This window comes from Bacillus sp. FSL K6-1560, from assembly GCF_038592935.1.
GTDB lineage: Bacteria > Bacillota > Bacilli > Bacillales > Bacillaceae > Bacillus > Bacillus subtilis.
Map to the genome: position 1 here is coordinate 3,382,545 of NZ_CP151946.1, position 25,429 is coordinate 3,407,973.

23 protein-coding genes and 1 pseudogene are annotated in these 25,429 nt (G+C 44.8%); 7 read left to right on the forward strand and 17 right to left on the reverse strand.

Going from position 1 to position 25,429, the window contains the following annotated elements:
* From citT to NYE22_RS18140, 5 genes are all read right to left on the reverse strand, one after another.
* Window positions 1-681, reverse strand: coding sequence for a two-component response regulator CitT (gene citT / locus NYE22_RS18120; protein ID WP_014479151.1), 681 nt, complete (start codon window positions 679-681; stop codon window positions 1-3).
* Window positions 653-2,281: a two-component sensor histidine kinase CitS gene (gene yflR, locus NYE22_RS18125; protein WP_064671899.1), complete on the reverse strand. Its 1,629-nt coding sequence runs from the start codon at window positions 2,279-2,281 to the stop codon at window positions 653-655. The genes citT and yflR overlap by 29 nt, the downstream gene beginning before the upstream one ends.
* Window positions 2,282-2,408: 127 nt before the next feature.
* Entirely contained in the window at window positions 2,409-3,845 is a 1,437-nt protein-coding gene (locus tag NYE22_RS18130; protein ID WP_015383080.1) for an anion permease, read from the reverse strand.
* 126 nt (window positions 3,846-3,971) lie between these two features.
* Window positions 3,972-5,234, reverse strand: coding sequence for a pectate lyase (locus tag NYE22_RS18135; RefSeq protein ID WP_038829543.1), 1,263 nt, complete (start codon window positions 5,232-5,234; stop codon window positions 3,972-3,974).
* 189 nt (window positions 5,235-5,423) lie between these two features.
* Complete coding sequence (locus tag NYE22_RS18140; RefSeq protein WP_003233729.1) at window positions 5,424-5,771, reverse strand: general stress protein; 348 nt, start codon at window positions 5,769-5,771, stop codon at window positions 5,424-5,426.
* Between the two features lie 243 nt (window positions 5,772-6,014).
* Between NYE22_RS18140 and NYE22_RS18145 the strand changes: the two genes are divergently transcribed.
* The 6 genes from NYE22_RS18145 to NYE22_RS18170 all read left to right on the forward strand — a co-directional run bounded on the left by NYE22_RS18145 (window position 6,015) and on the right by NYE22_RS18170 (window position 11,448).
* Entirely contained in the window at window positions 6,015-6,383 is a 369-nt protein-coding gene (locus NYE22_RS18145) for a YfmB family protein (protein ID WP_003233730.1), read from the forward strand.
* 108 nt (window positions 6,384-6,491) lie between these two features.
* Entirely contained in the window at window positions 6,492-7,439 is a 948-nt protein-coding gene (gene yfmC, locus NYE22_RS18150) for a Fe(3+)-citrate ABC transporter substrate-binding protein YfmC (protein ID WP_046160190.1), read from the forward strand.
* A 72-nt stretch (window positions 7,440-7,511) separates the two neighbouring features.
* The gene (gene fecD / locus NYE22_RS18155; RefSeq protein WP_014476116.1) at window positions 7,512-8,513 is read left to right on the forward strand and encodes a Fe(3+) dicitrate ABC transporter permease FecD; all 1,002 of its coding nucleotides are present in this window, start codon (window positions 7,512-7,514) and stop codon (window positions 8,511-8,513) included.
* Window positions 8,510-9,511 carry a Fe(3+)-citrate ABC transporter permease YfmE gene (yfmE, locus tag NYE22_RS18160; protein WP_021481218.1) on the forward strand — a complete coding sequence of 334 codons (1,002 nt, stop codon included), beginning with the start codon at window positions 8,510-8,512 and terminating at the stop codon, window positions 9,509-9,511. The genes fecD and yfmE overlap by 4 nt, the downstream gene beginning before the upstream one ends.
* A gap of 12 nt (window positions 9,512-9,523) precedes the next feature.
* Entirely contained in the window at window positions 9,524-10,324 is an 801-nt protein-coding gene (yfmF, locus tag NYE22_RS18165; protein ID WP_003233737.1) for a Fe(3+)-citrate ABC transporter ATP-binding protein YfmF, read from the forward strand.
* 104 nt (window positions 10,325-10,428) lie between these two features.
* The gene (locus tag NYE22_RS18170) at window positions 10,429-11,448 is read left to right on the forward strand and encodes an NADP-dependent oxidoreductase (protein WP_029317502.1); all 1,020 of its coding nucleotides are present in this window, start codon (window positions 10,429-10,431) and stop codon (window positions 11,446-11,448) included.
* 52 nt (window positions 11,449-11,500) lie between these two features.
* Here NYE22_RS18170 and NYE22_RS18175 read toward each other — a convergent pair whose 3' ends face one another.
* Both NYE22_RS18175 and NYE22_RS18180 read right to left on the reverse strand, forming a co-directional pair.
* Entirely contained in the window at window positions 11,501-11,947 is a 447-nt protein-coding gene (locus NYE22_RS18175; protein WP_021481220.1) for a GNAT family N-acetyltransferase, read from the reverse strand.
* A gap of 68 nt (window positions 11,948-12,015) precedes the next feature.
* Complete coding sequence (locus NYE22_RS18180; RefSeq protein WP_342412029.1) at window positions 12,016-13,146, reverse strand: DEAD/DEAH box helicase; 1,131 nt, start codon at window positions 13,144-13,146, stop codon at window positions 12,016-12,018.
* 172 nt (window positions 13,147-13,318) lie between these two features.
* On the opposite strand from NYE22_RS18180, the gene NYE22_RS18185 reads away from it, so the two are divergent.
* The gene (locus tag NYE22_RS18185; RefSeq protein WP_014476110.1) at window positions 13,319-14,875 is read left to right on the forward strand and encodes an ABC-F family ATP-binding cassette domain-containing protein; all 1,557 of its coding nucleotides are present in this window, start codon (window positions 13,319-13,321) and stop codon (window positions 14,873-14,875) included.
* A gap of 120 nt (window positions 14,876-14,995) precedes the next feature.
* On the opposite strand, the pseudogene NYE22_RS18190 reads toward NYE22_RS18185, so the two are convergent.
* The 10 genes and pseudogenes from NYE22_RS18190 to yfmT all read right to left on the reverse strand — a co-directional run bounded on the left by NYE22_RS18190 (window position 14,996) and on the right by yfmT (window position 25,377).
* Window positions 14,996-15,149: pseudogene (locus NYE22_RS18190) on the reverse strand (hypothetical protein).
* Between the two features lie 384 nt (window positions 15,150-15,533).
* Window positions 15,534-15,692, reverse strand: a complete 159-nt coding sequence (locus tag NYE22_RS18195; protein ID WP_021481224.1) for a hypothetical protein — start codon at window positions 15,690-15,692, stop codon at window positions 15,534-15,536.
* 342 nt (window positions 15,693-16,034) lie between these two features.
* Window positions 16,035-16,961 (reverse strand): SAR2788 family putative toxin, encoded by a 927-nt coding sequence (locus NYE22_RS18200; protein WP_021481226.1) that lies wholly within the window; start codon window positions 16,959-16,961, stop codon window positions 16,035-16,037.
* The gene (locus NYE22_RS18205; protein WP_021481227.1) at window positions 16,945-17,841 is read right to left on the reverse strand and encodes a S8 family peptidase; all 897 of its coding nucleotides are present in this window, start codon (window positions 17,839-17,841) and stop codon (window positions 16,945-16,947) included. The genes NYE22_RS18200 and NYE22_RS18205 overlap by 17 nt, the downstream gene beginning before the upstream one ends.
* Before the next feature lie 809 nt (window positions 17,842-18,650).
* Window positions 18,651-19,841, reverse strand: a complete 1,191-nt coding sequence (locus tag NYE22_RS18210) for an MFS transporter (protein WP_003233759.1) — start codon at window positions 19,839-19,841, stop codon at window positions 18,651-18,653.
* Window positions 19,842-19,906: 65 nt separating this feature from the next.
* Window positions 19,907-20,329, reverse strand: a complete 423-nt coding sequence (locus NYE22_RS18215) for a MerR family transcriptional regulator (RefSeq protein WP_014479143.1) — start codon at window positions 20,327-20,329, stop codon at window positions 19,907-19,909.
* A gap of 124 nt (window positions 20,330-20,453) precedes the next feature.
* The gene (locus NYE22_RS18220; RefSeq protein WP_041333804.1) at window positions 20,454-20,900 is read right to left on the reverse strand and encodes a YfmQ family protein; all 447 of its coding nucleotides are present in this window, start codon (window positions 20,898-20,900) and stop codon (window positions 20,454-20,456) included.
* A gap of 122 nt (window positions 20,901-21,022) precedes the next feature.
* Window positions 21,023-22,912, reverse strand: a complete 1,890-nt coding sequence (locus NYE22_RS18225) for an ABC-F family ATP-binding cassette domain-containing protein (RefSeq protein ID WP_043940066.1) — start codon at window positions 22,910-22,912, stop codon at window positions 21,023-21,025.
* 133 nt (window positions 22,913-23,045) lie between these two features.
* Window positions 23,046-23,906, reverse strand: a complete 861-nt coding sequence (locus NYE22_RS18230) for a methyl-accepting chemotaxis protein (protein WP_003233767.1) — start codon at window positions 23,904-23,906, stop codon at window positions 23,046-23,048.
* A 13-nt stretch (window positions 23,907-23,919) separates the two neighbouring features.
* Entirely contained in the window at window positions 23,920-25,377 is a 1,458-nt protein-coding gene (yfmT, locus tag NYE22_RS18235; protein WP_014479141.1) for a benzaldehyde dehydrogenase, read from the reverse strand.
* Window positions 25,378-25,429: the final 52 nt, after the last annotated feature.

Consider the following 25,429-nt stretch of genomic DNA (forward strand, 5'->3'; position numbering starts at 1 on the left):
CTAATCCGCCGCCAAATAATATTTTCTCTCCGGCCTGCCGATAATCCCGTATTCAAGCTCGGCTCTTGCTTCTTCCTTTGACACAAGGTACTCGGCATAACGGCGGGCAGTTGTTCGTGACGCCCCCATTTTTTCCCCAAGTTCCTCCGCTGTCAATCCTTCTGACGCAGTCTGAAGCGCTTCCTTAATTTTTCGCAGTGTAATCGAATTAATGCCAGTCGGCAAATCCTCTGCCGGCAAAGCTGTCTTCACACTGTTCCCAAAAATATGGTCGATCATGGATTGGCTGACCTCCGGCTGAGACATGAGCAGCTTCCTTTTTTCTTTATACTGAAGCAGCACCTGCCTGAACTTGTCAGCCGTTACGGGTTTGATCAAATAGTGGGCAATTCCTGCTCTTAGCGCTTCCTGCAAATGCCGGGTTTCTGTTGCCGCTGTGATAATCATAATGTCCACTTCAGGAAATCGGCTTCGTATATCAGGAATCAACGCGGTCCCAAGCTCGTCCGGCATATAAATATCCAGCAGAAGCAAATCAACCTTGTGTTCCTTCAAAAGCGCCAATGTCTCTTTTGCGTTAGCCGCCTTGCCGATAATCTTGAATCCATCAAGCTGTTTAATCAATCTCTCATGGATTTGCGCAACTCGAAAATCATCCTCCGCAATCGCGATGTGAATCAAATGGATTCCCCCTTTGTTTCTCCTTCGGTATAAACACAGTGAATACCGCCCCGCCAGTTTTTTGATTCGCCAGTTCGATCCAGCCGCCCAGTTCACGCACTGAGTCTTTCACATTGGCCAGACCGTAGCCTCTCCTCATCCCCTTTGAAGAATAGCCTCTCTCAAACACAGCTTCTATTTTCTCTGGCGGCACACCGGGCCCTGTGTCTGATACTTCAATGACAATGTCATGGCCCATATCCGTGATAAAAAACAAAACTTCCTTCACGCTTTGCTCCGCTACAGCTTCGAAAGCGTTATCAATTAAATTGCCAATAATCGTAATAAGATGGGACAAGCCGATATGTGCAGGAAGAGGCGCGAGTGAGCTGTTCTCATCAATCACCAGCTTGACCTTCTTTTCCGATGCCTTGCTTATTTTCCCTAACAAAATGGCCTGCACCTGCTGCGAATGGATGTTATGGAATAAAAGATCATGCTGTTCATTTTGCATCGCATATTCCTCTTTAATCAGATCAATGGCTTCATCATACTCCCCAAGCTCAAGCAGCCCTAAAATCGCATAAAGCTTATTTGAAAATTCATGAGTCTGCGCCCTGAGATCCTCTGAATATTTGCGAACCTCTGTCAATGTGTCGATCAGCTTCTTCAGCTCTGTTTTCTCCCTGAAGCTGACGACAATCCCATACGCCTGCCCGCCTTGATTCATCACTTTCGTATTGATAATAAACACTTGATCGTTGACGCTTACCTCCTGGTTCGGCAGCATTTCTCCTTGTTCAAGCACAGACATCAGCCCTGCTCCCGGCATTACGTCATCTATAGGAAGATGGATCACAGGCTCGGGCAGCTTCAGCATCTCGGCCGCCGATACGTTCATCATGGTGACGACGCCTTCACGATTGGTGGCAATAATCCCTTCTCGAATCGCGAAAAGCATTGCGTTTCTCTCACGATATAGAGCCGCGATCTCATGCGGCTCAAGCCCAAGCGTATCCTTTCTGATGCTTTTCGCCAGCACGGCGGCGCCAATAAATCCGAGCAGCAGTACAAGCACAGCAATCACACTCAAATTTCTCAAATGCTTTTTGATGCTTTGCTCTGTCTCCGTTTGCAGAAAATCAACAGACACGCTGCCGATCACTTGGCTGTATCCCTTCTGTTCTTTTATGATCGGCGCGCTTCCTCTGATCACTCTTCGTCCATCCGCTTTTGTTTCAGAAACATGCGAACCACCAAACAAAATTTCTCTGCTGCGCTCCAGTTTCTTTAATCCGCTTTTTCCAGAGGCGCTGCGAATGTCTCCTTTTTCGTCCAAAACATAAATGGCAAACGCGCCAGTCTGTTCTTTCATTTGTTCAATGACCTCTTGCGTCTCAGCCGCATGTCCGCCTTTTCTCTCAATGAGCTCTTTAACCGGCGGCATATAGGAAATGGTTCTCGCCGTTTGAACCGCCAGCTGCTCTGCCTGTCTCCGTTCTCCCTGTGTATGCTGAACGGCTAACGTAATGGTCAGCACACCAATGACAAAGACCAGCAGAGCCGCAATCAGCCCCATTATTTTTGTTTGCAGGGAAAAATGGAACCGCTTTTTCACCACAGCACCAGCCGTCCTTTCTACCTAGATCATACCATTTTTCACAGGCAATTTTCTCATTTTTCAAAATCCGTTTTCTTGCGAAGGAGTGAAAATAAAAAAAAGGCAGACCGCGTCTGCCTTTTTCTTTCTACCATATTCCTAGTACTTTCCACCATAATCCGCCGATCACAAGCCATACGATGATATGAACAATCGACAGAATAAATCCGATGGACCACCATTTGCCTTGTGGGATGTAGCCTGCTCCGAAGAAGACCGGAGCCGCTCCAGAACCGTAGTGAGTCGTTGACCCGAACAGGTTACTGATGAACGCGAGGCTCAGCGCTGCTAAAAGCGGCGGTGCGCCCGCTGCCACGACGACAGCCAAAAATGCTGAATACATCGCACTGATGTGGGCTGTCGCACTTGCAAAGAAATAGTGAGAGTAATAATACACAACAATTAAAATGATGAATGCCACAATCCAAGAGAACCCTGATACGGATGATTTCATGGCATTACTGAACCAAGACACCATGCCTAATTCATTCAAGAAGTTGGCGAGCATGACAAGCGCCGCAAACCAAGTGAGCGTATCCCAAGCGCCCTGTTCTTTCTTGATATCATCCCAAGTCAGAACTTGTGATAATAAGAGAACGGACAAACCGATCAATGCGGTTGTGGTTGCGTCGATGTTGAAGCTGCCGCCAAAAATCCACAGCACAAGCACCAAAAGAAACACGATAACCATGGAAAGCTCTGATTTTTTGAACGGTCCCATTTCTTTCAGTTTTTCTGTTGCGATTTTCGCCGCATCCGGTGTTTCTTTGATTTCCGGCGGATACAGCTTGTAAATCACAAGCGGCGTGATGATTAAGCTTACAAGTCCCGGTACAATCGCGGCAATTGCCCAGCTTGTCCATGTTAAGTCCACCCCTGCGACATCATGGGCCAGCTTGGCAATCAGCGGGTTCGCCGCCATCGCTGTCAGGAACATAGCAGATGTGATCAGATTCCCCTGAAAACCGGTTTTTAATAAGAATGCACCGATTTTTCTCTCTGTTCCATTTGCCGGGCTTGATCCGAATGTTTCGGATAATGATCTGATAATAGGAAATATAATGCCTCCTGCACGCGCCGTATTACTTGGAATAGCAGGTGAAAGTATTAAATCACTGAATAGCAGTGAATAAGAAAGTCCAAGGGTTTTTTTCCCGAATTTCTGAACGAATACATACGAAATTCTAGCACCGAGCCCGGTTTTGATAAATCCCCGGGAAATAAAGAATGCGATAACGATAAGCCAAATGGTCTTATTCCCGAATCCGCTTAATGTATCCTCAATTGATAGTGTTCCAGTTAGTGCAGTAACCGCCAATGCAAAAATTGCAATTGCACCCATTGGCAAGGGCTTGGAGATAAAGCCGATAATTGTTGCGACAAAAATCGCAAACAAATGCCAAGCTTTAGGTTCAAGTCCGGACGGAGCGGGAATAAACCAGATGATTAGTCCCACAGCGACAGTAATAAGCAATGGAACAAGCTTTACTGCTGACTGTTTTCCTGCGTCTTTTTCTGAAGCCATAAATAGGTCTCCTCCTATATACTTGTTTTCCGATCCCCTTTTCCATTCTACTCCTTAACTAAGTTAATAAACATTTTAATTAATTAAAAAACACAAAGGTTAGCACCCTTTGTGTTTTTCACTTTCTTAATTTAATTTACCCGCACCCGCTTGATTTATGACATTTGATTTCACATTAGCAGAAGCATCAATCGATCCATGCAGAGACGGCGTCCAGCCGACAGAAGAGCTCAGCCCGTTTGCAGCCGATGCGTTGATCTGTGTGCCGTTCAGCAACGTGCCGGAGTCATATAAAGCCGTTCCCCCGCTGAATACGCTGATCGTTTTAGCAGCTGACAGTCCCGGTACGTCAATGACATTGTTTTGGGCATAGATTTTAGATGACTTTCCGATTCCCCATGCATAGCTGAAAGGATAACTTGAAGAGCTTGTGCTTCCTTCATAATAGTTGTTGTATACGTGCACTTGCCCGAAACGGACTCTCGGCGCGCGCTGGACAATATTTTTATAGCGGTTATGATGGAGCGTAATTTTTAATTTGCCGTCATCGGAGGTTTTGCTGTCACTTGATCCGAAAATGGAGCTTTTATCATGATCGTGATAATAGTTGTAGGACATCGTGATATAGTTAGCGCCGTTGGACGCATCCGTTTGGCCGTCATGGTGCTGATATTTTCTTCCATAATATTTCGGTGATGTGCTGTCCGGACGCGAACCGTCGTTAAATGTACAGTGATCAATCCAGATGTGTGTGCCGCCGTTTATCGTGATGTTGTCGTATTGTGAGTTCCAGTTTCCTGAGCTTCCGTCAGTCGGATCCCATTGCGGAAAATAATCATAGGCATCCTGGAATTCAATGTTGCGAATAATGACGTTATCACTCTTGATTTGGAAGTTTCCTCCCACGACTTTAGCGTTAGTCCCTGAACCGACGATCGTCGTGTTTGCAGGGATATCCACCATAACCCGTGCTTTTTGGTTTTTCTGAGAGCGTGCTCTCGCTTCTTCTTGTGTTCCCGACGGCTCTTTTTTGCCCCATGTGCTAGGATCATAGGCTTTCAAATATTTGTCCAAATCATACTCCGGATCTTTATAGTCATTTAGACCAAGCGGCTTCAGATTGTCATCTACGTTCATGTCAATCGTTCCCTTGATATAAATGATTTTTGGCGTTGTGTTCGTTTCCTTCCCTAATGCCGAGACAAGCTGGTTTCTGTTGCTGACGGTATACACATTTGAGGACGATGCTTTTGCCCCGCCTGTCGTGCCGGTCGAGTACGCGCCCCAGCCATCATTGGATCCCAACGTCTGGTGGCCTAAATCAGCTGCGTTCACGCCAGCTGGAGTCAATCCTAAAAACAGAGCCGTAGCTAACATCACTTTTTTCATCCACTATGTACCCCCATTTTCTATTTTGTGAGATTTTATTCCAATTTATCACAAAAATATAATAGCAAATTGAGGGACATTCAGAACCGAAAATGTTCCGCTATCCTATTGCGGCATTCTGCAAAATGCCACCGCAAAGACCGCAAAAAAACCAAAAGGCCGTCATAGCCTTTTGGTTTTTTCCTTGCTTTATGCCCAAGCTTTCACTTTTTCGTTATCTGTCACAAAGAGAAGTACTTTTCCTTCATCTAAGCGTTTTTCAAATTGAGCGGCTTCATCTTCAGAAAAACCGATTTCGTGAATTTTATTGCGGAGCTCATCTCCTTTTTTATTGAAGATATTTCCCACCGCGTGCTTGAAACCTGTTTCTTTGGCTCCGATCGTATTAGCATTCGTGTTGTCTGCCAGGCGTTCCGTTCTGTCATCGTCGTGAGCTAAGACGTATACATCCTCTTTCGCAACACCCATTTTCTGTAATTCCTCTACATCCTTCATGAGCTGTTCGTCATTTGTATACTCTTTTACAACTGGTTTCATGTCGATATTCCTCCTTCATGTTTTCTATATTTCTTTCATACCCGATCGTCTGTACCTGAAACAGATTCCAGAACATTAAAGAGAAAAACAGGAGGAATGGTAGTAGCTATTTGTTTTCCGTCCATGGTAAAGTGATAGGAACGGGACCTATTTTCAGAAAAATCAAAATTAAAGAGAAGCCGCTGCACGGAGCACACGACCATGAAACGCTGCCTTTATCCGTACGAGCAGGAGGTATGTCTAATGCAATACTTTTCACCAGAACAGCAATACAATGCTTGGATTGTGAGTGATTTAGTCAAACAGATTTTCCATAAGCGTGCCGGATGTTCACCAGGAATTCACGAGCTTGCGGTTTTTGCCGAGGAACATTTTCATATCGATATCGACTTTGTTTTCTCGATTATCATGAATATCGGCGACATTGAATTTGCACTAACAGATGAAATAGAAAAGAAATTGTCCGGTTATCTCAGCACTCTCCTTCCTTATGTCACTGCTGATATGTTCGAAACCTCTAAAGCCAACGCCCATGCGTTTTTGTCTCGAAGACACGGTAACGCTGCATACCACTTATTTGTGTCTGATGATGCTTTCATGAGAAAGCAGTAAAAACGCAGCTTTCTTTACTAAAAAAATATTGACATGATAAGCCATGCTATTATAGTGTTACATGTGATAATGATTCTCATTACTAAATCTGAAAAAAGGAAGAATGACATGCGCACCTATTCTAACAAGTTGATTGCCATCATGAGTGTTTTATTGCTCGCCTGCCTCATTGTATCTGGCTGTTCATCAAGCCAGAATAACAACGGAAGCGGCAAAAGCGAGTCTAAGGATTCCAGAGTGATCCATGACGAAGAAGGAAAAACGACAGTAAGCGGCACACCTAAGCGGGTGGTTGTGCTTGAGCTTTCATTCTTGGATGCCGTTCGCAATCTCGGCATTACGCCGGTGGGCATCGCCGATGACAACAAAAAAGATATGATTAAAAAGCTTGTCGGCAGCTCCATTGATTACACATCTGTAGGCACACGCAGCGAACCCAATCTTGAGGTTATCAGTTCCTTGAAGCCTGATTTAATCATCGCTGACGCTGAGCGCCATAAAAACATTTATAAACAGCTGAAACAAATCGCTCCGACGATTGAATTAAAAAGCCGTGAAGCGACATATGACGAAACGATCGACAGCTTTACGACCATTGCTAAAGCATTAAATAAAGAAGATGAAGGAAAAGAAAAGCTTGCCGAGCACAAAAAAGTCATCAACGATCTAAAAGCCGAACTTCCGAAAGATGAAAACCGCAACATCGTTCTCGGCGTTGCAAGAGCGGATTCCTTCCAGCTTCATACATCATCATCCTATGACGGAGAAATCTTTAAAATGCTCGGCTTTACACACGCCGTGAAGTCAGATAACGCCTATCAAGAGGTCAGCCTCGAGCAATTGAGCAAAATCGATCCTGATATTTTGTTCATCTCAGCCAACGAAGGCAAAACCATTGTAGATGAGTGGAAAACGAACCCGCTCTGGAAAAATCTCAAAGCGGTGAAAAATGGACAAGTCTATGATGCGGACCGTGACACTTGGACAAGATTCAGAGGCATCAAGTCTAGTGAAACAAGCGCCAAAGATGTGCTTAAAAAAGTGTATAATAAATAGGACAAATGAGAAGCGAGGGGAAATCCTTGCTTCTTCGTTTTTGCAACCAGACGCAGTAAGGAAGTGAGACTGTTGTATCATTCAGCCAAACGGCGCTCATCATCAAGACTGATGATGTTCATCATTGCACTGATTATTTTTATATTTGGGCTTGGGCTGAATCTTTCAGTAGGAGCCTCAGACATCGGCATCATAGATTCATTGAAATATCTTTTTGTATGGGACGGTTCAAAGGAACAGCTCATCATCTCCACTCTTCGCCTTCCCCGCACATTAATCGGCGTTTTTGTCGGCGCCAGCCTAGCTGTAGCAGGGGCGCTGATGCAGGCTATGACCAGAAATCCTCTGGCTTCACCCCAAATTTTCGGTGTGAATGCGGGTGCATCGCTTTTTGTCGTTGCTTCTCTCGTCATTCTGCCGGCATCGCCCTATTCATCTGTTATATTCGCTTTTGCGGGTGCGGCAGCAGGCGGCGCGATTGTGTATATGATTGCCTCATCCGGCGGAATGACACCTGTTAAGCTGGCGCTGTCAGGAATGGCCGTGCATTTGTTCCTCTCCTCTATGACACAGGCCATCATTATTTTAAATGAGTCAGGTGAGGATGTTCTGTACTGGATGACAGGCGCAATCGACGGCAGCAACTGGCAGGATGTCATAACCATCGCTCCGTTTTCTGTCATTGGCATCGGGCTTGCCCTCGTATTTTCCGGTTCTGTTTCTGTTCTCGGTCTCGGAGACGAAACAGCAAAAGGGCTTGGACAAAATATGAACGGCATCCGGATTCTGATCAGTTTGATTATTTTAATCCTTTCCGGCGCTTCCGTAGCCGTCGCCGGGCCGATTGGCTTTGTCGGGCTGCTCGTCCCGCATATTGTTCGCAAGCTGATCGGAGAACATTATCAATACGTGCTTCCGTTTTCGGCACTGTTCGGTGCCATTTTGCTGGTGTACGCAGATGTTCTGGCCAGATGGATTGCATTTCCTTATGAATCACCGGTCGGCATTGTCACCGCGATTATCGGAACGCCGTTTTTCTTATATTTGGCAAGGAAAGGGCGAAACCTGAAATGAAGAAAACAACCAGAAAACAAAAACGCCCCTTACTGGCGATACTCATATTGGCCGTGATTTTGATCGTTCTGTCCGTCATCAGCATGGGAATCGGTGCATTATACATTTCACCTGATGCGGTAGTGACGAATCTGCTGGGACTGGATCATTCCTTTGAATTTATCATCCAGCAATATCGCCTTCCCCGCATCATATTAGCAATTTTGGCCGGTGCAGGGCTTGCCGCTGCCGGAGCGATTTTACAGGGTGTGATCCGAAATCCGCTCGCTTCCCCGGACGTTGTCGGCATTTCAAAAGGCTCCGGACTTGCGGCGATGGCTGTGATTCTCATCTTTCCTGAGTCGCCGGTATACGTGCTTCCGTTCTCCGCATTTGCCGGAGCCGCCATTATTGCTGTACTATTATTAATGATAGCCCGAAAAAAGAGCATTCAGCCCTCTTCACTGGCTTTATCAGGCATTGCTTTAGGCGCGGTCTGCCACGCCGGAATGCAATATATGATGGTCAAGTTTCCGGGCGACGTGAATGCTGCACTCATTTGGCTGACAGGAAGCCTCTGGGGAAGAAACTGGGAAGAAGTCAAGCTGCTTGCGCCATGGCTTTTAATTCTTTTTCCGATCGTCTGCATACTCATACCGAAGCTGGATCTTATGTCACTCGGGGATGAGCTTGCACAGGGTCTCGGAGAAAACGCAAACCGGCTGAGATTCATCCTGATTTTCACCGCGGTGGCGCTGGCGGGAAGCTGTGTAGCCGTCGTCGGCTCAATCGGTTTTATCGGCTTGCTTGCTCCGCATATCGCCAGACGGCTTACCGGAGAAAAAGCTAAATATTTACTGCCTGCATCGGCATTGATTGGTGCTATTATATTATTAATTGCAGATACGTTAGGGCGCGGCATCATGCCTCCGGTTGAAATACCTGCCGGAATACTGACAGCCGTGATCGGCGCGCCTTATTTCTTATATTTATTGAAATTCGAAGCGAGGAAACAGTAGGGAGAGGATACCATGGGAAAACTGGCTGCAGACCAGCTCACTCTTTCATATGACAGTACAGTGATTATTGACGGAGTCGACTTAAAGATAGAAGAAGGAAAAATCACTGCGCTCATCGGCGCTAATGGCTGCGGTAAATCAACAATCCTCAAATCGCTCGCCAGGCTGATGGCCCCGAAAAGCGGTACAGTGCTACTAGAAGGAAAAGACATCCACCGCCAGCCATCAAAAGAAGTCGCAAAAAAACTGGCCATTCTTCCACAATCTCCTCAGGCTCCTGAAGGATTGACGGTAGAGGAATTATGCTATTTTGGCAGACATCCTCACAAAAAGCTGTTATCCAAGCATACCCAAGAGGATCATGACATGGTAGAGTGGGCGCTGGAAGCAACGGGCATGATTGAACTGAAGGATCGGACGCTGGATGCCCTCTCAGGCGGCCAAAGACAAAGAGCCTGGATTTCAATGGCACTTGCGCAAGGCACTGATTTGCTTTTGCTTGATGAGCCGACCACGTATTTAGACATCTCACACCAGATTGAAGTGCTTGAACTGCTGAAAAAGCTGAACCGCGACCATGGCCGCACCGTTGTCATGGTGCTCCATGATTTAAACCAAGCCGCTCAATATGCTGACTATCTAATCAGTGTGCTGGACGGAAAAATATACAACGCCGGAACACCGGAAGATGTGTTCACCCAGCCATTTTTCCGTGAAGTCTTCGGCTTGGAATGCTGCATCATGAGAAGCCCGATCGACCAGAAGCCAATGTGCCTGCCGACGGGACTGTGCCCGAAATTACGGGCGAAATGAAAAGGAGAGGAGCCCCCTCTCCTTTTTTGTATGCCAGCTTACCTTTTGTATTTCCTCTCCTGTCCATGTTACAGTGGTGTCAACCAAGTGATAGGAGGATGAAAATGACAGCATCTCAGCAGCAAATTCAATTAGCAAGACGTCCACAAGGTATTCCTGTTCATGAAGACTTTCGCTTTGAAACCATTCCGGTTCCTGAACCCAAGCAAGGGGAAGTGCTTGTCAAAACGCTTTATGTTTCGGTTGACCCTTATATGCGCGGCCGTATGCAGGATACGAAGTCATATGTTGAGCCGTTCGCCTTGGATGAAGCGCTTTCTGGCGGGGTTATCGCTGAAGTTGTGTCAGACGGGAATCATCTGAAAAAAGGCGATATCGTCATCGGAAATCTCAGCTGGCAGGAATTTTCCGCTGTGAGCGAGTCTGCCTTGCGAAAAATTGATACAAGCCTTGCTCCCGCTTCGGCCTATCTCGGCATTTTGGGAATGACCGGCTTAACAGCATACTTCGGATTGCTGGACATCGGACGCCCGAAGGAAGGCGAAACCGTGGTTGTCTCCGGAGCTGCGGGAGCCGTTGGTTCAACAGTCGGGCAAATTGCCAAAATCAAAGGCGCTCGAGTTGTCGGTATCGCGGGCTCTGATGAAAAAATCGACTACTTAAAACAGGAGCTTCAGTTTGACGAAGCCATCAATTACAAAACAGCGGATGATATCCAAAAAGCGCTTCAAAACGCTTGTCCTGACGGTGTCGATGTGTATTTTGACAATGTCGGCGGACCGATTTCAGACGCGGTGATGAATCTGCTCAATGAATTTGCCCGCATTCCGGTGTGCGGCGCCATTTCTTCCTATAACGCAGAAAGCGAAGCAGATGACATGGGCCCTCGTGTCCAATCAAAACTCATTAAAACGAAGTCGCTGATGCAAGGCTTTATCGTAAGCGACTACTCCGATCGTTTTTCTGAGGGAGCAAAACAGCTGGCCGAATGGCTGAAGGCTGGTAAACTCCATTACGAGGAAACCATCACAGAAGGCTTCGAAAACATTCCTGACGCGTTTCTCGGTTTATTTAAGGGAGAAAATAAAGGGAAACAGCTGATCAAGGTCAGTGATCCGAGCTGAATGAAGATGAAAACGGGAGGGCTTTTTGCCCTCCTTTTATGTTTCGATGAGATCAGCTGCGAAGAATCAGCGTAAGAAAACCATCTTCATCAGGTTCTGTATCTTCCAAAGTGAATCCTGCTGCTTGAAAGCAAGCTAAACTGATTCGATTGTCTTCTTCAATGCATGCCACCCATTCCCGCACGCTAGTAAAATCAGGTTCGGTCATCAGCTTTTGCAATATCCGTTTTCCGTACCCTTGAAGCCGGTACAAAGGATTGACGATCAATCCAATATATGTCCGCTTCTCCCCGAACTCAATAACGACCATCCCTGCCGGCAGCTGTCCATCATACGCCATGATGACAGTATCGTGTTTATCTTTATTTACTCGTGCATACCACTCATCTAATGGCAGCATCCCATCCATTCTCCGTCTGGTATCCTCATTCTCAAACCAGCTTTCAAGAATTTTCAGCTCTGACTCCTTCACTGCTTGAAACCTGTCTATTGAAACCACCTTCCCACCCCCTGCGCGAAACTTTTTCTATTATTTTACAACAAAAAAAGGGCTTTTCGCCCTTCTTTTTATTTCGTCTTCAGTTTTCCGCCTGCATACACAGCTTCACTCAGCTCAACACCAAGCTTCTTCGCCATTTTTTTCAGCTTAGATTCCTCCAATTTTGTCACAAGGCTCAGCACGTTGCCTTCTTTTCCGGCCCGGCCTGTTCGTCCTGATCTGTGGACATAGCCATCTTCATCTGGAATATCAGCATGAATCACGTATGGCAGGTTTTCAATGTCTAAACCGCGTGCGGCAATGTCAGTCGCCAATAAAAGAGGAAACTCTCCGTCTTCGAATGCGGCAATGATTTTTGCCCGCTCCATTTTTTTCGCTTCACTGTGCAAAACGCCGAGTTCAACGTGGTGATATGCCAGTTTTTCCGCATATACACTCAGGTTGCCAATGTCTCTCACAAATACGAGTGCCTGCATGCCTTCAAGTCTAGACAGCTTTTGTAGCAGCTTCACTTTGTCGCGCTGGTCGCAAATCAGGTATTGATGTTTCACTTTCCCTGCCTCCGCCTTGCTTCGCTGCACCTTCAACACCTCAGGCTCTTGCGCCAATTCGCGGAGCACATCCTCTGTTTCCTTTTTAAGCGTGGCAGAGAAACATAGAAGCTGGCGGTCTCTTAATGTCGTTTTAATAATTTGTTTGATCGTCTCGCGATGCTCCGGCAGGATAAGCTGATCCGCTTCATCAAGTACAATCGTTTTCACTTCATGCATTTTGAGTTTCTTTGCTTTAATCAGTTCAAATACCCTGCCTGGCGTGCCGACAATGATATGCGGATGTTTCTTCAGCTTTTCGACCTGCTTCTTCACATTCGCCCCGCCGATTAAGGAAGCCGCGCGCAGCTCTGAGCCCGCTTTCCAATCCTGAATCACCTGAAAAATCTGCATCACCAGCTCACGGGAAGGCGCTAAAATCACCGCCTGCGGATGCTTTTGCTCTGGTTTGATCCGCTCCAAGACCGGCAGCGAATACGCCAGCGTCTTCCCTGTGCCTGTCGGCGATTCTGCAATGACATCCTTTCCATCCATGATCAGCTGGGCTGCCTGCTCTTGAACAGGGGTTGGCGTTTGAAAGCCGGAAGCATTCCAATTCTCTTGTATAAATGATTGTGCATTATGTAAAAATGGCCAAGTTTGCGTCATTTTGTTCTCCTCAATTCCTGAAATCTATTCCATAGTATCTCAAAACCTCGCCCGGAACGCAATTTTTCTTTTTCTTTCCTATACCTTTCAACATTCCGAATCCTCCTTTATAATCAAAAGGGTGAATATTACACGCCGATTGTGCGTGTTTGATAACGATAGAGGTGTAAACATGAGTATTTTATCTGTAAAGGATTTAAGCCACGGCTTCGGGGACCGGGCCATTTTTAATAACGTTTCCTTCCGCCTGTTAAAAGGCGAGCACGTCGGCTTGATCGGCGCAAACGGTGAAGGAAAATCAACCTTCATGAATATTATTACCGGAAAGCTTGAACCTGATGAGGGAAAAGTCGAATGGTCAAAAAATGTCCGTGTCGGCTATCTGGATCAGCATACAGTGCTGGAAAAAGGAAAATCCATTCGAGACGTCCTGAAAGACGCGTTCCATTATTTATTTGCGATGGAAGAGGAAATGAACGAGATTTACAACAAAATGGGCGAGGCTGATCCCGATGAGCTCGAGAAGCTGCTTGAAGAAGTCGGCGTCATTCAAGACGCGCTGACAAACAATGATTTTTATGTCATTGATTCCAAGGTGGAAGAAATCGCCCGCGGTCTCGGTTTGAGCGATATCGGTTTAGAGCGAGATGTCACCGATTTGAGCGGCGGACAGCGCACAAAGGTCCTTCTCGCTAAGCTGCTCCTTGAAAAGCCGGAAATTCTGCTTCTCGATGAGCCGACCAACTATCTTGATGAACAGCATATTGAATGGCTGAAACGCTACCTGCAGGAATACGAGAACGCGTTCATCCTGATTTCCCACGATATTCCGTTCTTGAATAGTGTCATCAACCTGATTTATCACGTTGAAAATCAAGAGCTGACACGCTATGTCGGCGACTACCATCAGTTTATGGAAGTCTACGAGGTGAAGAAACAACAGCTTGAAGCGGCCTATAAAAAGCAGCAGCAGGAAGTCGCAGAGCTGAAGGATTTCGTCGCCCGCAACAAAGCGCGCGTCAGCACGAGAAACATGGCGATGTCCCGCCAAAAGAAACTCGATAAGATGGATATGATCGAGCTTGCGGCAGAAAAGCCAAAGCCGGAATTCCACTTTAAGCCGGCGAGAACGTCAGGCAAGCTGATTTTTGAAACAAAGGATCTCGTGATCGGTTACGATTCCCCGCTGTCCCGTCCGCTCAACCTCCGCATGGAGCGCGGCCAAAAAATCGCCCTTTACGGCGCAAACGGGATCGGAAAAACGACGTTGCTGAAAAGTTTGCTTGGCGAAATCCAGCCGCTCGAAGGCTCTGTAGAACGCGGTGAGCACATCTATACCGGCTATTTCGAGCAAGAGGTCAAGGAAACAAACAACAATACGTGCATCGAAGAAGTATGGAGCGAATTCCCTTCTTATACGCAGTATGAAATCCGTGCCGCTTTGGCAAAATGCGGACTGACGACAAAGCATATCGAAAGCCGCGTCTCCGTATTAAGCGGAGGCGAAAAAGCGAAAGTCAGATTGTGCAAGCTAATCAACTCAGAAACAAACCTGCTGGTGCTCGATGAGCCGACAAACCACTTGGATGTCGATGCCAAGGAAGAGCTCAAGCGCGCCCTGAAAGAATATAAAGGCTCCATTCTGCTCATTTCCCACGAGCCAGACTTTTATATGGATATTGCGACAGAAACGTGGAACTGCGAGTCTTGGACGACGAAAGTGCTTTAATTTATAAAAAAACCCGCCTGCTAAAGGGCGGGTTTTTTTACTGCCATTTTTTCTGAACGATTCTCAGGAGCTCTCTGTCTTTTAAAATGAGCTGCAATGGAGATGTGAATTCATCAAGTGTCAGCTCTCTTTTGGCAGACAGCTCAAAGTCTTCCTCATCAGCCCATGCGGTGAACCATTCAACCGAAAAGCTGTTTTTCATGACGCTGTGTATGTATTGATAGAGCGTTTCTAAACATTTTAAATCTAACTCTGTAGGTACTGGTTTGTCCATTGCAAAAGTGCCTAAATATTCATGAATTTGTACTTGATAAGGTAAAGTGAGATTATTAGAAACATTTCCGATTTCTTCAACATAAATACCAGCTGCCTCAGGCCCTGTCCTTACTGGATGACCTTTATTAGTTGTAGCTTTTGTATGACCAAAAAAACCTGTTTTTAATGGTTTTTTTGCAGCTAGGTAATAAAATTGAGTCATTTTTTCTCTTTTCCTTCCTGTTTTAATACTATAATATAAATTAATGACATCAACTATTCATAAAATAGACATTAATCCATTGTGCAAAATAAATGTGCCAAAAAACTAATGCCTTGTCAACTATTTACTAAAATATATTTTAGGTCAACTAGTGTATCTAAGTAATATTGAAATTTTTGATTAGTTATTTTTTTCTTTTTCAAGAATCCCTCTAATAAACACTAATTCTTTCTCAATTTTTTCTACATTACCTTGTACTGTAAAATTACTAATATAGTTACCATCTTTACTTTCAAAAATTTTGTTTACTCTTTTACCATTTTGAATTGATTCCCACATTAAAGCTCTTCTGTAATCCTTATTATTATTGTACTCACTTCTTTGAATATTTTCATGGCGAGACTCAGAGATGGTTTCCTGAACTTCAAATTCTTCTCTTTTACTTCGTAAACTTTTTAATAAAGCTTCGTCTTGAATAGCAAAACATTTTATTATTTTCTTAAAATTAACTATATGATCTTTTTTAAGTCGGCGATTTCTTCTTTATTAAATTCAATTGCATTATATTTATCAATTAAGACTTGACTAGCTTGTTTAATATTAAGAGCTAATGGAATATTAGTACTTTCAAATCGTTTAATTATCTGTTTTCGAAAAAATTATCAACCGCATACCCCCATATCAATAGAATGAATGTCCGCCTTTTCTATTGTATGTATGGTAATGATAATAATAAGTACCCTTCTTTATTTTACCATCTTTCTTATTATGAATTTCTGGGCCAACAGGTTTTCTTCCACCGCCCGCAGTTTGTGCAACATTTTTTGCTTTGCTTTTAGAAACTGACCATACGTCTCCCTTTCTTAGTCTAGAAACTGCTTGTTTTTTCGATAGTGCTGGTCCAATATACATATTTGTTTTATTCTTATTTAGAGTCGCAGCATAATAATAGTACTTTTTCTTTTTCTTTAATTTGCTTCTTACTTTAGTAGCAACAGTATACGTTACACCCGCTATAACTATAGCCAAAGAAGCAGCAACCAAATGCTCAACTAAAGCGCCACCAACTACAACAGCAATTGGAACTAAAAAAGCGAAAGACGCTTGTGCTTCTTTAGTATTTACATCATAAACTTGATTGGTATCAAGGTCTTTGAAAGTAGCCACAATATCATCGCCATCAGCTTCTTCGATATCAACTTCATATTTTTTTTCGATATCTTTTCCATCTTCATCTTTTTCCACAGATGTTACAATAGCTGTCGCGTCCTCTTTATCAACTTCTGCAGTTACTGTTTCAGAACTACTTTCATCTAAATCTTCATCAATCAGTGATTCTGAGTCACTCCCATCTAAATCTTGATCAATTCCGAAATCATCTGTTTGGACGTCCACTTCAGCTTTAATCGTGTCTTCATTATTTTTAACTATTTCAACTGAATCCGGATCCACTATATCTCCATTTTCCACCAATGCTCTTTGTAGGTCTTCATTTGTAATCTCTACTGGTGTTTCAGCACCTGCACTCGCTACATTTTTTTCAGGGATAATAGATACAATTATGGCGAATATTAGTGAAATCGCTATAAATTTAATTGATTTTTTCATTGTTCGTCTCCTTTTTTAGACTAATTAAGCCATTCCCCAAAGATTTCATATCTGACTTTTCAGATAAATAAGGCGTTGAGTATTTTTTTAAAGTTTTATAAATGGAAGTAAAGCGGCTCTTTGTTTTACTATATTTAACTGGTTCTTGCATTATTATATTAGCAATAACTCCACTAACAAAAGGAGTTGCCATGGATGTTCCACTAACATTGATATAATTATCCTTAGGAGAAGTTGTAAGAATATCTTCACCTGGAGCAACAAAATCTATTTTTCCCCTTGCAGAGTATTTTGCTCTTTTCATTTTTTTATTTATAGCTCCAACTGAAATTACATTTTGATATCTTGCAGGATAATCAGCATTTAATCCATAATTATTTCCAGCAGCAGCTACTACAATAACTCCCTTTTCGTTAGCCTCATCTATAACTCTTTTTAATTTTTGATCACTTTTTTTCAATCCAACACTAATGTTAACAATATCTACATTATTATCTATTGACCATTCAATCCCCTTAACAATAGACTCTACACTACCACGTCCTTTATCATCCAATACTTTGACCGAATAAATATCTGCATAGGGAGCTATTCCTAATGTACCAATCTTATTATCATTAGAAGCTATGATTCCAGCTACTGCAGTTCCGTGGCCAAACTTATCCTCGATAACACCTTTACTAGGTTCAAGAGCATTATATTCTTTCTTTACAACACCTTTTAAATCTTCATGATTTGAATCTATTCCACTATCAAGAATGGCTATAGATATGTTGGATTTTTTCTCTATTTTTTCATTCTTCCCAATTAGCCTTAATCCCCAAGACTCGACTTGTTGAGTCTTATAATCTTTTGTTTCTTGCCCCTTTTTTCTTAGCACTTTACTCCCTTGGGATTGATTTAAATCAATGAAAAATAGTAATATTATAATGGATAATATGGAAATAAAAATAAAAATATACCTTTTCAGTTAATTACACCTCCTTTTTCCAATAGTATTCTACTACAAAATGTAATCTCCCTCAATATATATTTCCCATAAATATAAAAATACAAGAGAAAAAATAGTTAAATAAACTCATTAAACCCCCAGAACGTTCTCTTGTTATAAAAATTAAATAGAACCTCACGAGTGATATAATTCCCTTCTTCAGATAGATTGATTTAAAAAGCTTTTAATGTTTTTAAGGGAATAACCTTATGGTGAAATCTCGTTTAAGAGAAAGATTGGCACAGAGATTTTGAATGAAGAAGAGAAAGGTACAAACATCGTCGTAGGAATTCAATACCTCCATAGGCTTTGTTGGGTAAAAGCTGCTTTAGAGGAAAGAAGAGGTAAGCCAAGGATCCCCAAAGAAAAGACCTGTAGGTAAATCCTGAAGTTCCCATTATACAAGAGATGGCCGCTGGGGAATATGCGAGGTCATGAAAGTCTCAAGAGGTGGCTTTTATAAGTGGTGGAAAGATTGGAATGCCTTCGGAGAAAACATTGGAAGCCCAGGATTAAAAATATCCTGAACGATGCCCCCGGAAACTGAAAGGGAGCAATAGTTACAGACGTGTAAAAGGTACTTTAATATCGTGATTCCAATAGAAATTAAACGACCTGAGCCCGTCATGTACATATAGGACTCAGGTCGTTTAAAACCTTTTTATTCCTGCCTACTTGACAGGAATAACTATTCCTTTTTAATGACCCGCCTTAATTCCGGCAAGATGTTTACGTCCCATGAGAAGGACAAGCATGCCGACAAAAACGACGATCCCGCCTACTGTATATGGTGTGCTTGCGGTGAAGTGCTCTGACAGCATTCCTGCAATCCACGGAGCGAGCGCGCCGCCGATGAAGCGGACTGAGCTGTAGGCTGAAGACGCGATTGAACGTTCAACCGGCGCAGAACCCATCACAGCGGTTGTCATGATCGTATTCACCATACCGAGAACAGCACCAGCGACAACGATACATGTAATAATCAAAGTCTGATGGTCTGTCCAGATCCCCATAATAACGAGAATAGCCGCAAAGGCGATAAAGAGAACGACGAGCGAACGCACTGTGCCCAGCGCTTTGTGCACGAGCGGCGCCGTAAAGACTGACGTAATCGCCAGCAGAAGGCCCCAGCCGAAGAAGACATATCCAAGACCGTGTTCATCTAAATCCAGAACGAACGGAGAATAAGCAAGCAAAATAAAAAATCCAAAGTTGTATAAGAATGCCGATACCGCCATTGTTAAAAGGCCTTTATATTTTAGCGCCTTCATCGCATCAAACACACCGACGCGTTTCGCCGGTTTCGGCAATTTCGGAAGCATGAAAGAAATCGCGATTAACGCAATAAACATCAGGACAGATACTCCGAAAAACGGTGCGCGCCATGAAATGCTTCCAAGCTCTCCGCCTGCAAGCGGCCCGACGGAAATCCCGAGACCGAGCGCAGCCTCATACAAAATAATCGCTTGGGCGCTTCCTCCGACTGATACACCAACGATGACCGCAAGCGCTGTTGAAATAAACAAAGCATTCCCTAATCCCCAGCCGCCGCGATAGCCGACTAACTGAGCGATTGAGCTTGAGCTGCCGCCAAGCCCCGCAAACACAATAATAAAAATAAGTCCGAGAATTAATGTCCATTTCGCGCCGATGCGGCTGGAAATGGCTCCTGAGAAAAACATCATAAATCCGGTTACAAGCAAATAACTTGTAAACAAGAGTGATACTTCACTAGGTGAAGCATGTAGTTGTGCGGCAATGGCCGGAAGAATTGGATCGACCAGCCCGATTCCCATAAAGGAAATCACACAGGCAAATGCGACAGCCCATACCGCTTTTGGCTGGCTGAGCAAACCCGTTTTCTGATTCACTTGTGTTGTCTTATCCATTTGACCTAACCTCCATCTTTATTCCATTAAAAGAAACGCTACAAAAATAGCGTTTAACAAACTTTTCATTCGATTGATTGAATGGCGCGTTCCGCTTTGCCTTTCATGCCTTGCAGGCGTTCTTTAAAGCTTTGGAATGTGCGGATTTTCTCATCAATCAAACTCAGCTGGTGATTCAGGGTTTCCTGAATTTCCTCCAGTTTTTCTTTCCGTTCCTTAGGATCCAGTGACAACAAATACCCCTCTTTGTTTAACTCTAGCTGGCGGCTGGTTTCCATGAAATGCTGAAGCTCCTGAAGGGAAAAACCGAGCACCTCTTTTGTGCTGATGACTTTCTCAAGCTCCTCCATATCATCCTCTGAATAAAGCCTTACACCGCCGTCTGTCCGTTTCGGCGCCGGAATCAAGCCGATTTCTTCATAAAACCGGATGGTCCGCTTTGTCAGTCCGCTTCTTTTGGCCACTTGATCAATCTTCATCCATTCCAAGGTAAATCCCCCTTCGCCGTTTCTGTTACCATTATACACCTTTTGAACCTTAACGTAAACGTTAAGTTTTAAAAAACAATAAAAAAGACGAGTAGCATAAAGCACCCGTCTTTCACTTTCCTGTTTAAGCTAAACTTCCCGCCACTGACAGAGACTCTTTTTGAAGGCTTTCAGAAAGCACTCGATACGCGATCACTTTCTTCTTGTACTGTTTCACGACGTCGATATGGTCGTCATAGCGGTACACGAACAGCTTCACGTCTTTTTTTCCTTTTTTTGTATCTATCACCAGCGGCGTGCCGCCGTTTTCCGGATGTAAATAACGCTCTTCATCACCTGGATAGATATAATATTTTTCCAGGAAGATAGCTTCGTTAAATTGATCAATCACTTTCTGCTTCTCTGCACCCTCGAGGCGTTTTCCATCTAGAGAGAGACTCGCATTTTCGCCACTCAGCTTGGCGTGCACTTCAAATTTGCCGAGCAGCCATTCTATGACGCCTGTAGGAAGACAGGTTAATACGATTTTCACCAGACTCATGAGAATTAACATCACGATCGCCCATGTCATACTTCATCATCTCCGTTAGTTTTCCATGTGCCGCTGACACACAATTTTATCCTAACATAAGCAGGCCGGTTCGTTTTTGTCCATTATGTGAAAAAAAGCGCGGCCTGCTGCGGCCACGCTTTTTAGCTTTCCAGTTCTTCGATCATGAGGGACAATTCTGTCCAGCGGTCCATCGCAGCCTCAAGCTCTTCCGCAGTTTTCGCCTGCTCGGCCATCAGCTCTTGGATTTTGCCAAAATCACTGCCTGCTGCGGCGATGTCAGCTTCGAGCTGCTCATGCTTTTCTTCCAGCTGGGCAATTTTATCTTCGATGCCGTCCCATTCCAGCTGGTCTTTGTAAGAAAGCTTTTTCCGTTTTTTCTTCGGCTCGGCTTCAGCCGTTTTTTCCTCAGCTGTCAGTTTTGGGGCCGCTTTTTTCGCTTTTGACTCCTCCATATAGTCGCTATAGGAGCCTTGAAAGCGGGAAATGACGCCATTTCCTTCAAATACAATCAAACGGTCGACGACGCGGTCAAGGAAATAGCGGTCATGGGATACGGTGATGACGACGCCAGGGAACTGGTCAATATAATCCTCAAGAACGCTTAATGTTTCAGTATCCAAATCGTTCGTCGGCTCATCGAGAAACAGGACATTCGGCTCCTGCATGAGAACCTGAAGCAAGTATAAACGGCGTTTTTCCCCGCCGGACAGCTTGCGGATATACGTCTGCTGCATCGAACGCGGGAAGAGGAAACGCTCGAGCATTTGTTCAGCTGTAATCATATCGCCATCTGCCGTTTTTACGACCTCCGCCGTTTCTTTTATATAGTCAATGACCTTTAACTCACCGTTCATTTCACTATGATCCTGAGTATAGTAGCCGATTCTGACCGTCTGTCCGATCGTAATATCGCCTCCGTCCGGCGTATGACGGCCGGCAAGGGCATTTAACAGCGTTGTTTTCCCGATGCCGTTCGGCCCGATGATCCCGATCCGTTCACCTGGTATGACAAGTTCATTAAAACGGTCGACGAGCATGCGGCCGTCATAAGCGATCATGACGTTCTCCGCTTCAATAACCTGTTTTCCGAGACGGTGCGAGCCAATGGCAAAATCGAGTGAACCTGATGACTGAGGGCCTTTCTGCTCTTTAAGCGACTCTACCCGGTCAATTCTCGCCTTTTGTTTTGTGGAGCGGGCTTTCGCTCCTCGTCTGAGCCAGGCCAGCTCGCGGCGCAGCAGGTTTTGCCGCTTCGTTTCCTTTTGCTCAGCCTGCGCTTCCCGTTCCGCGCGTTTTTCTAAAAACACTTCATAGTTGCCTTTGTACGTGTAGAGGCTGCCTCTTTCAAGCTCATAAATGCGGTTGGTGACACGGTTTAGGAAATATCTATCGTGCGTCACCAGCATGACGGCGCCGGGATATTGGCTTAAATACCCTTCAAGCCACTCAATCGTTTCATTATCCAAATGGTTTGTCGGCTCGTCCAAAATGAGCAGATCAGCGGGCTGAATTAAGTTTTTGGCAATGGCTACCCGTTTTTTCTGGCCGCCTGAGAGCTCATTGACCGGTTTTGTTACGTCGTTGACGCCCAGCTTAGACAATACGGTTTTTGCCAAGGTGTTTGCATCCCATGCATTGTTTGCGTCCATTTTCGCTTGTGCTGCCAGCAGGTGTTTCTGGCGCTGTTCATTTTCGGGATCTTTCCCCAGTTCATACAGCGCTTTTTCATATTCACGCAAGGTTTTCATCACAGCCGATTCACCGGAATAGATATGCTCCAGCACTGTTTGCCCCGCAGGCAGCTCCGGGTCTTGATGAAGAAATTCGACCTGCACGCTTCCGGATTTCGTGATTTCTCCTTCTTCGATAGATTCCAAGCCGGCAATCACTTTCAGCAGCGTTGATTTTCCTGTTCCGTTCGGCCCGATTAATCCGATTCTCTCATTCTCTTCAATATGAAAGGAGATATGGTCAAATAATGTTTTATCTCCGTATGTTTTATAAAGATTTTCCGCTTTTAATATGCTCATGGTTCCTATCAATCCTCACGTAAGTTCATGTGTACATTTTAAATCAGCCGCTGGAATAAAACTAGTAAAACGTCAGACGAATTTCATGGAAATGCAGGATAGAAAAAGACCGGGGACATTTGTCCCCGGTCTTTTACTCTTCCTCAAGCGCTTTTTCGGCCATTTTTGCAAGATGCTGTGCGCTTCCTGAAATCTCCTGCATTGTGGCGGAAATTTGTTCAACAGCAGCGGCTTGTCCGTCTGTATGCTGGTTAATCGACTCAATGGATTCCTCCAGCCCTTTCAGCAGGCTGTGGATTTTTTTCGTAATCTGGTCAATTTGGCCGACATTTTCTTTTGAATGCGTTGCTAGCTTTCTGATCTCATCTGCGACGACAGAGAAGCCTTTTCCGGACTCCCCTGCTCTTGCCGCTTCGATCGCGGCGTTCAAGCCGAGCAGATTGCTTTGGTCAGAGATGCCTTTAACAGTTACTGAAATATCGGCGATTTCACCGGCGCTTTCGCTTACTTTTTTCGCCTGAGAGGAAATGCCCGACATTTGAGTTGAAAACCCGTTAATTGATTCAGAAATGTCGGAAATAGCCGCGGCTGTTTGTTCAACGACAGCTGATAAGCTTTCCGCGACATCATGCAGCTTTGACGACTCCTCAAGGCTCGTTCCGAGGCCGACGCCTCCAATGACTCTTCCATTCTCGTCGTGCAGCGGGATGGCACGCGCGATCAATGGGAAGCCGAACAATTCTTTCGGAACCATGCTCGTCTTCTTCTGATTGCTTCGGATGGCATCTGTGATGATATCCCCTTCCTGCAGCGGATCGCCGGCTTTTACGTTCAGCGAAAAGGTTTTGGCCGGTATATTCACGAGCAGTTTTTCCGTATCATAAATGCCGATTGTAATATCATCCTGAACCAGGCTGTTTAAATAAGGGGCTACTTTGATAAATGCGTCCAGAATATCTGCGGTTTCTTTTTCCGTATTTATGGTCAATTCCATTCACTCCTTTTCATTAATAAGGGAAGCTGCGTTTTTCGTGCTGGACCGAGATCCATTTCAGCGTTGTAAATTCTTCGAGGCTCCACTCACCATTTAAACGGCCGAGGCCTGATTGCTTTTCACCGCCGAAGGCTACATTCGGTTCATCATTGATGGTCGTGTCATTGACGTGAATCATGCCTGTTTCAATGCGTTTCGCAAATGCCACGCCGCGCTCAAGATTTGACGTATGTACGGCACCGCTCAAGCCAAACGGGGTTTCGTTTGCGATATCCACCGCTTCGTCTTCTGAATCAAACTTCATAAAGGAGACGACTGGTCCGAACAGCTCTTCCTTGGCAATGCTCATGAACGGTTTGACGTCTTTTAAGATCGTCGGTTCCACGATCGTCCCGTTAAATCCACCAAGCTTCACTGGTACAGCGCCTTCTTCAATTGCTTGCTCTACAGTCTTCATCAGCCCGTCCGTCTGTCTGCTGTTGATTAATGGCCCGATAATCGTATCAGGGTCCATTGGGTCGCCGACTTTCAGCGATTCCACTTTTGCCTGGTACAGCTCAAGGAACTTGTCATAAATAGAAGAATGAACAAGCACGCGGTTGGCTGACATGCAAATCTGTCCTTGATGTGTAAATCGGCTGAACACCGCCGCATTGACCGCATATTCTATATCTGCATCCTCAAGTACGATGAAGGCGCTGTTCCCGCCAAGCTCAAGAAGCGGCTTTTTAAAATGCTTCATCGCAAGCTGTCCGATGTAGCTGCCGACTTTCGTAGAACCGGTAAATGAGATGATCCGCGGCACTGGATGCTCAACGAAGCTGTCGCCGATTTCAGCAATGTCTGTGACAACAACATTCAGCAGCCCCGCTGGAATTCCCGCGTTCTCAAAAATTTTCGCGATCAATGTTCCGCCGCAAATCGGCGTTTCCTCATGCGGCTTTAGCACAACGCCATTGCCGGCTCCGAGTGCAGGCGCCACTGATTTCATAGATAAAAAGAATGGGAAGTTAAACGGGCTGATGACACCGACAACGCCTGCCGGCACGCGATATAATCTGTTTTCCTTGCCATCTATTGTGGACGGAAGAATTTTCCCCTCCATGCGGATTGGGAACGTTGCCGCTTCCTTCATGATGTTTTTGACAAGTCCGATTTCAAAAGCCGCTTTGAGCCTTGTACCGCCTAGCTCCTCCATAATCAAATAAATAATGGCTTCTTCATTTTCTTCAATATACGTGACGGCTTTTTCTAAAATGGTTCTTTTCTCAAACGGGTTGACCGCATCCCATTTTTTCTTTGCCAGCGCCGCTGCCCGATACGCTTCATCTACATCGTCAGCAGTCGCTTTACGGAATGTTGTGAATGTTTTTTGAGTATAAGGATTTTTGTTTTCCAATACATTTGGGCTGCTGCCCTCCTGCCATTTCCCGCCGATAAACTGTTTATTCAACTCTTCATATTGAAACATGGTCAGCATCTCCTTTATAACCGCAAATCAAAATATGGGCGAATCTATTTTT

Bases quoted from the DNA above. Each gene is read 5' to 3' on its own strand.
- NYE22_RS18130 (WP_015383080.1), bottom strand. From the start codon at position 3,845: ATGGCTTCAGAAAAAGACGCAGGAAAACAGTCAGCAGTAAAGCTTGTT.
- NYE22_RS18135 (WP_038829543.1), bottom strand. From the start codon at position 5,234: ATGAAAAAAGTGATGTTAGCTACGGCTCTGTTTTTAGGATTGACTCCA.
- NYE22_RS18140 (WP_003233729.1), bottom strand. From the start codon at position 5,771: ATGAAACCAGTTGTAAAAGAGTATACAAATGACGAACAGCTCATGAAG.
- NYE22_RS18145 (WP_003233730.1), top strand. From the start codon at position 6,015: ATGCAATACTTTTCACCAGAACAGCAATACAATGCTTGGATTGTGAGT.
- yfmC (WP_046160190.1), top strand. From the start codon at position 6,492: ATGCGCACCTATTCTAACAAGTTGATTGCCATCATGAGTGTTTTATTG.
- yfmE (WP_021481218.1), top strand. From the start codon at position 8,510: ATGAAGAAAACAACCAGAAAACAAAAACGCCCCTTACTGGCGATACTC.
- yfmF (WP_003233737.1), top strand. From the start codon at position 9,524: ATGGGAAAACTGGCTGCAGACCAGCTCACTCTTTCATATGACAGTACA.
- NYE22_RS18170 (WP_029317502.1), top strand. From the start codon at position 10,429: ATGACAGCATCTCAGCAGCAAATTCAATTAGCAAGACGTCCACAAGGT.
- NYE22_RS18180 (WP_342412029.1), bottom strand. From the start codon at position 13,146: ATGACGCAAACTTGGCCATTTTTACATAATGCACAATCATTTATACAA.
- NYE22_RS18185 (WP_014476110.1), top strand. From the start codon at position 13,319: ATGAGTATTTTATCTGTAAAGGATTTAAGCCACGGCTTCGGGGACCGG.
- NYE22_RS18195 (WP_021481224.1), bottom strand. From the start codon at position 15,692: ATGTGGGAATCAATTCAAAATGGTAAAAGAGTAAACAAAATTTTTGAA.
- NYE22_RS18200 (WP_021481226.1), bottom strand. From the start codon at position 16,961: ATGAAAAAATCAATTAAATTTATAGCGATTTCACTAATATTCGCCATA.
- NYE22_RS18210 (WP_003233759.1), bottom strand. From the start codon at position 19,841: ATGGATAAGACAACACAAGTGAATCAGAAAACGGGTTTGCTCAGCCAG.
- NYE22_RS18220 (WP_041333804.1), bottom strand. From the start codon at position 20,900: ATGACATGGGCGATCGTGATGTTAATTCTCATGAGTCTGGTGAAAATC.
- NYE22_RS18225 (WP_043940066.1), bottom strand. From the start codon at position 22,912: ATGAGCATATTAAAAGCGGAAAATCTTTATAAAACATACGGAGATAAA.
- NYE22_RS18230 (WP_003233767.1), bottom strand. From the start codon at position 23,906: ATGGAATTGACCATAAATACGGAAAAAGAAACCGCAGATATTCTGGAC.
- yfmT (WP_014479141.1), bottom strand. From the start codon at position 25,377: ATGTTTCAATATGAAGAGTTGAATAAACAGTTTATCGGCGGGAAATGG.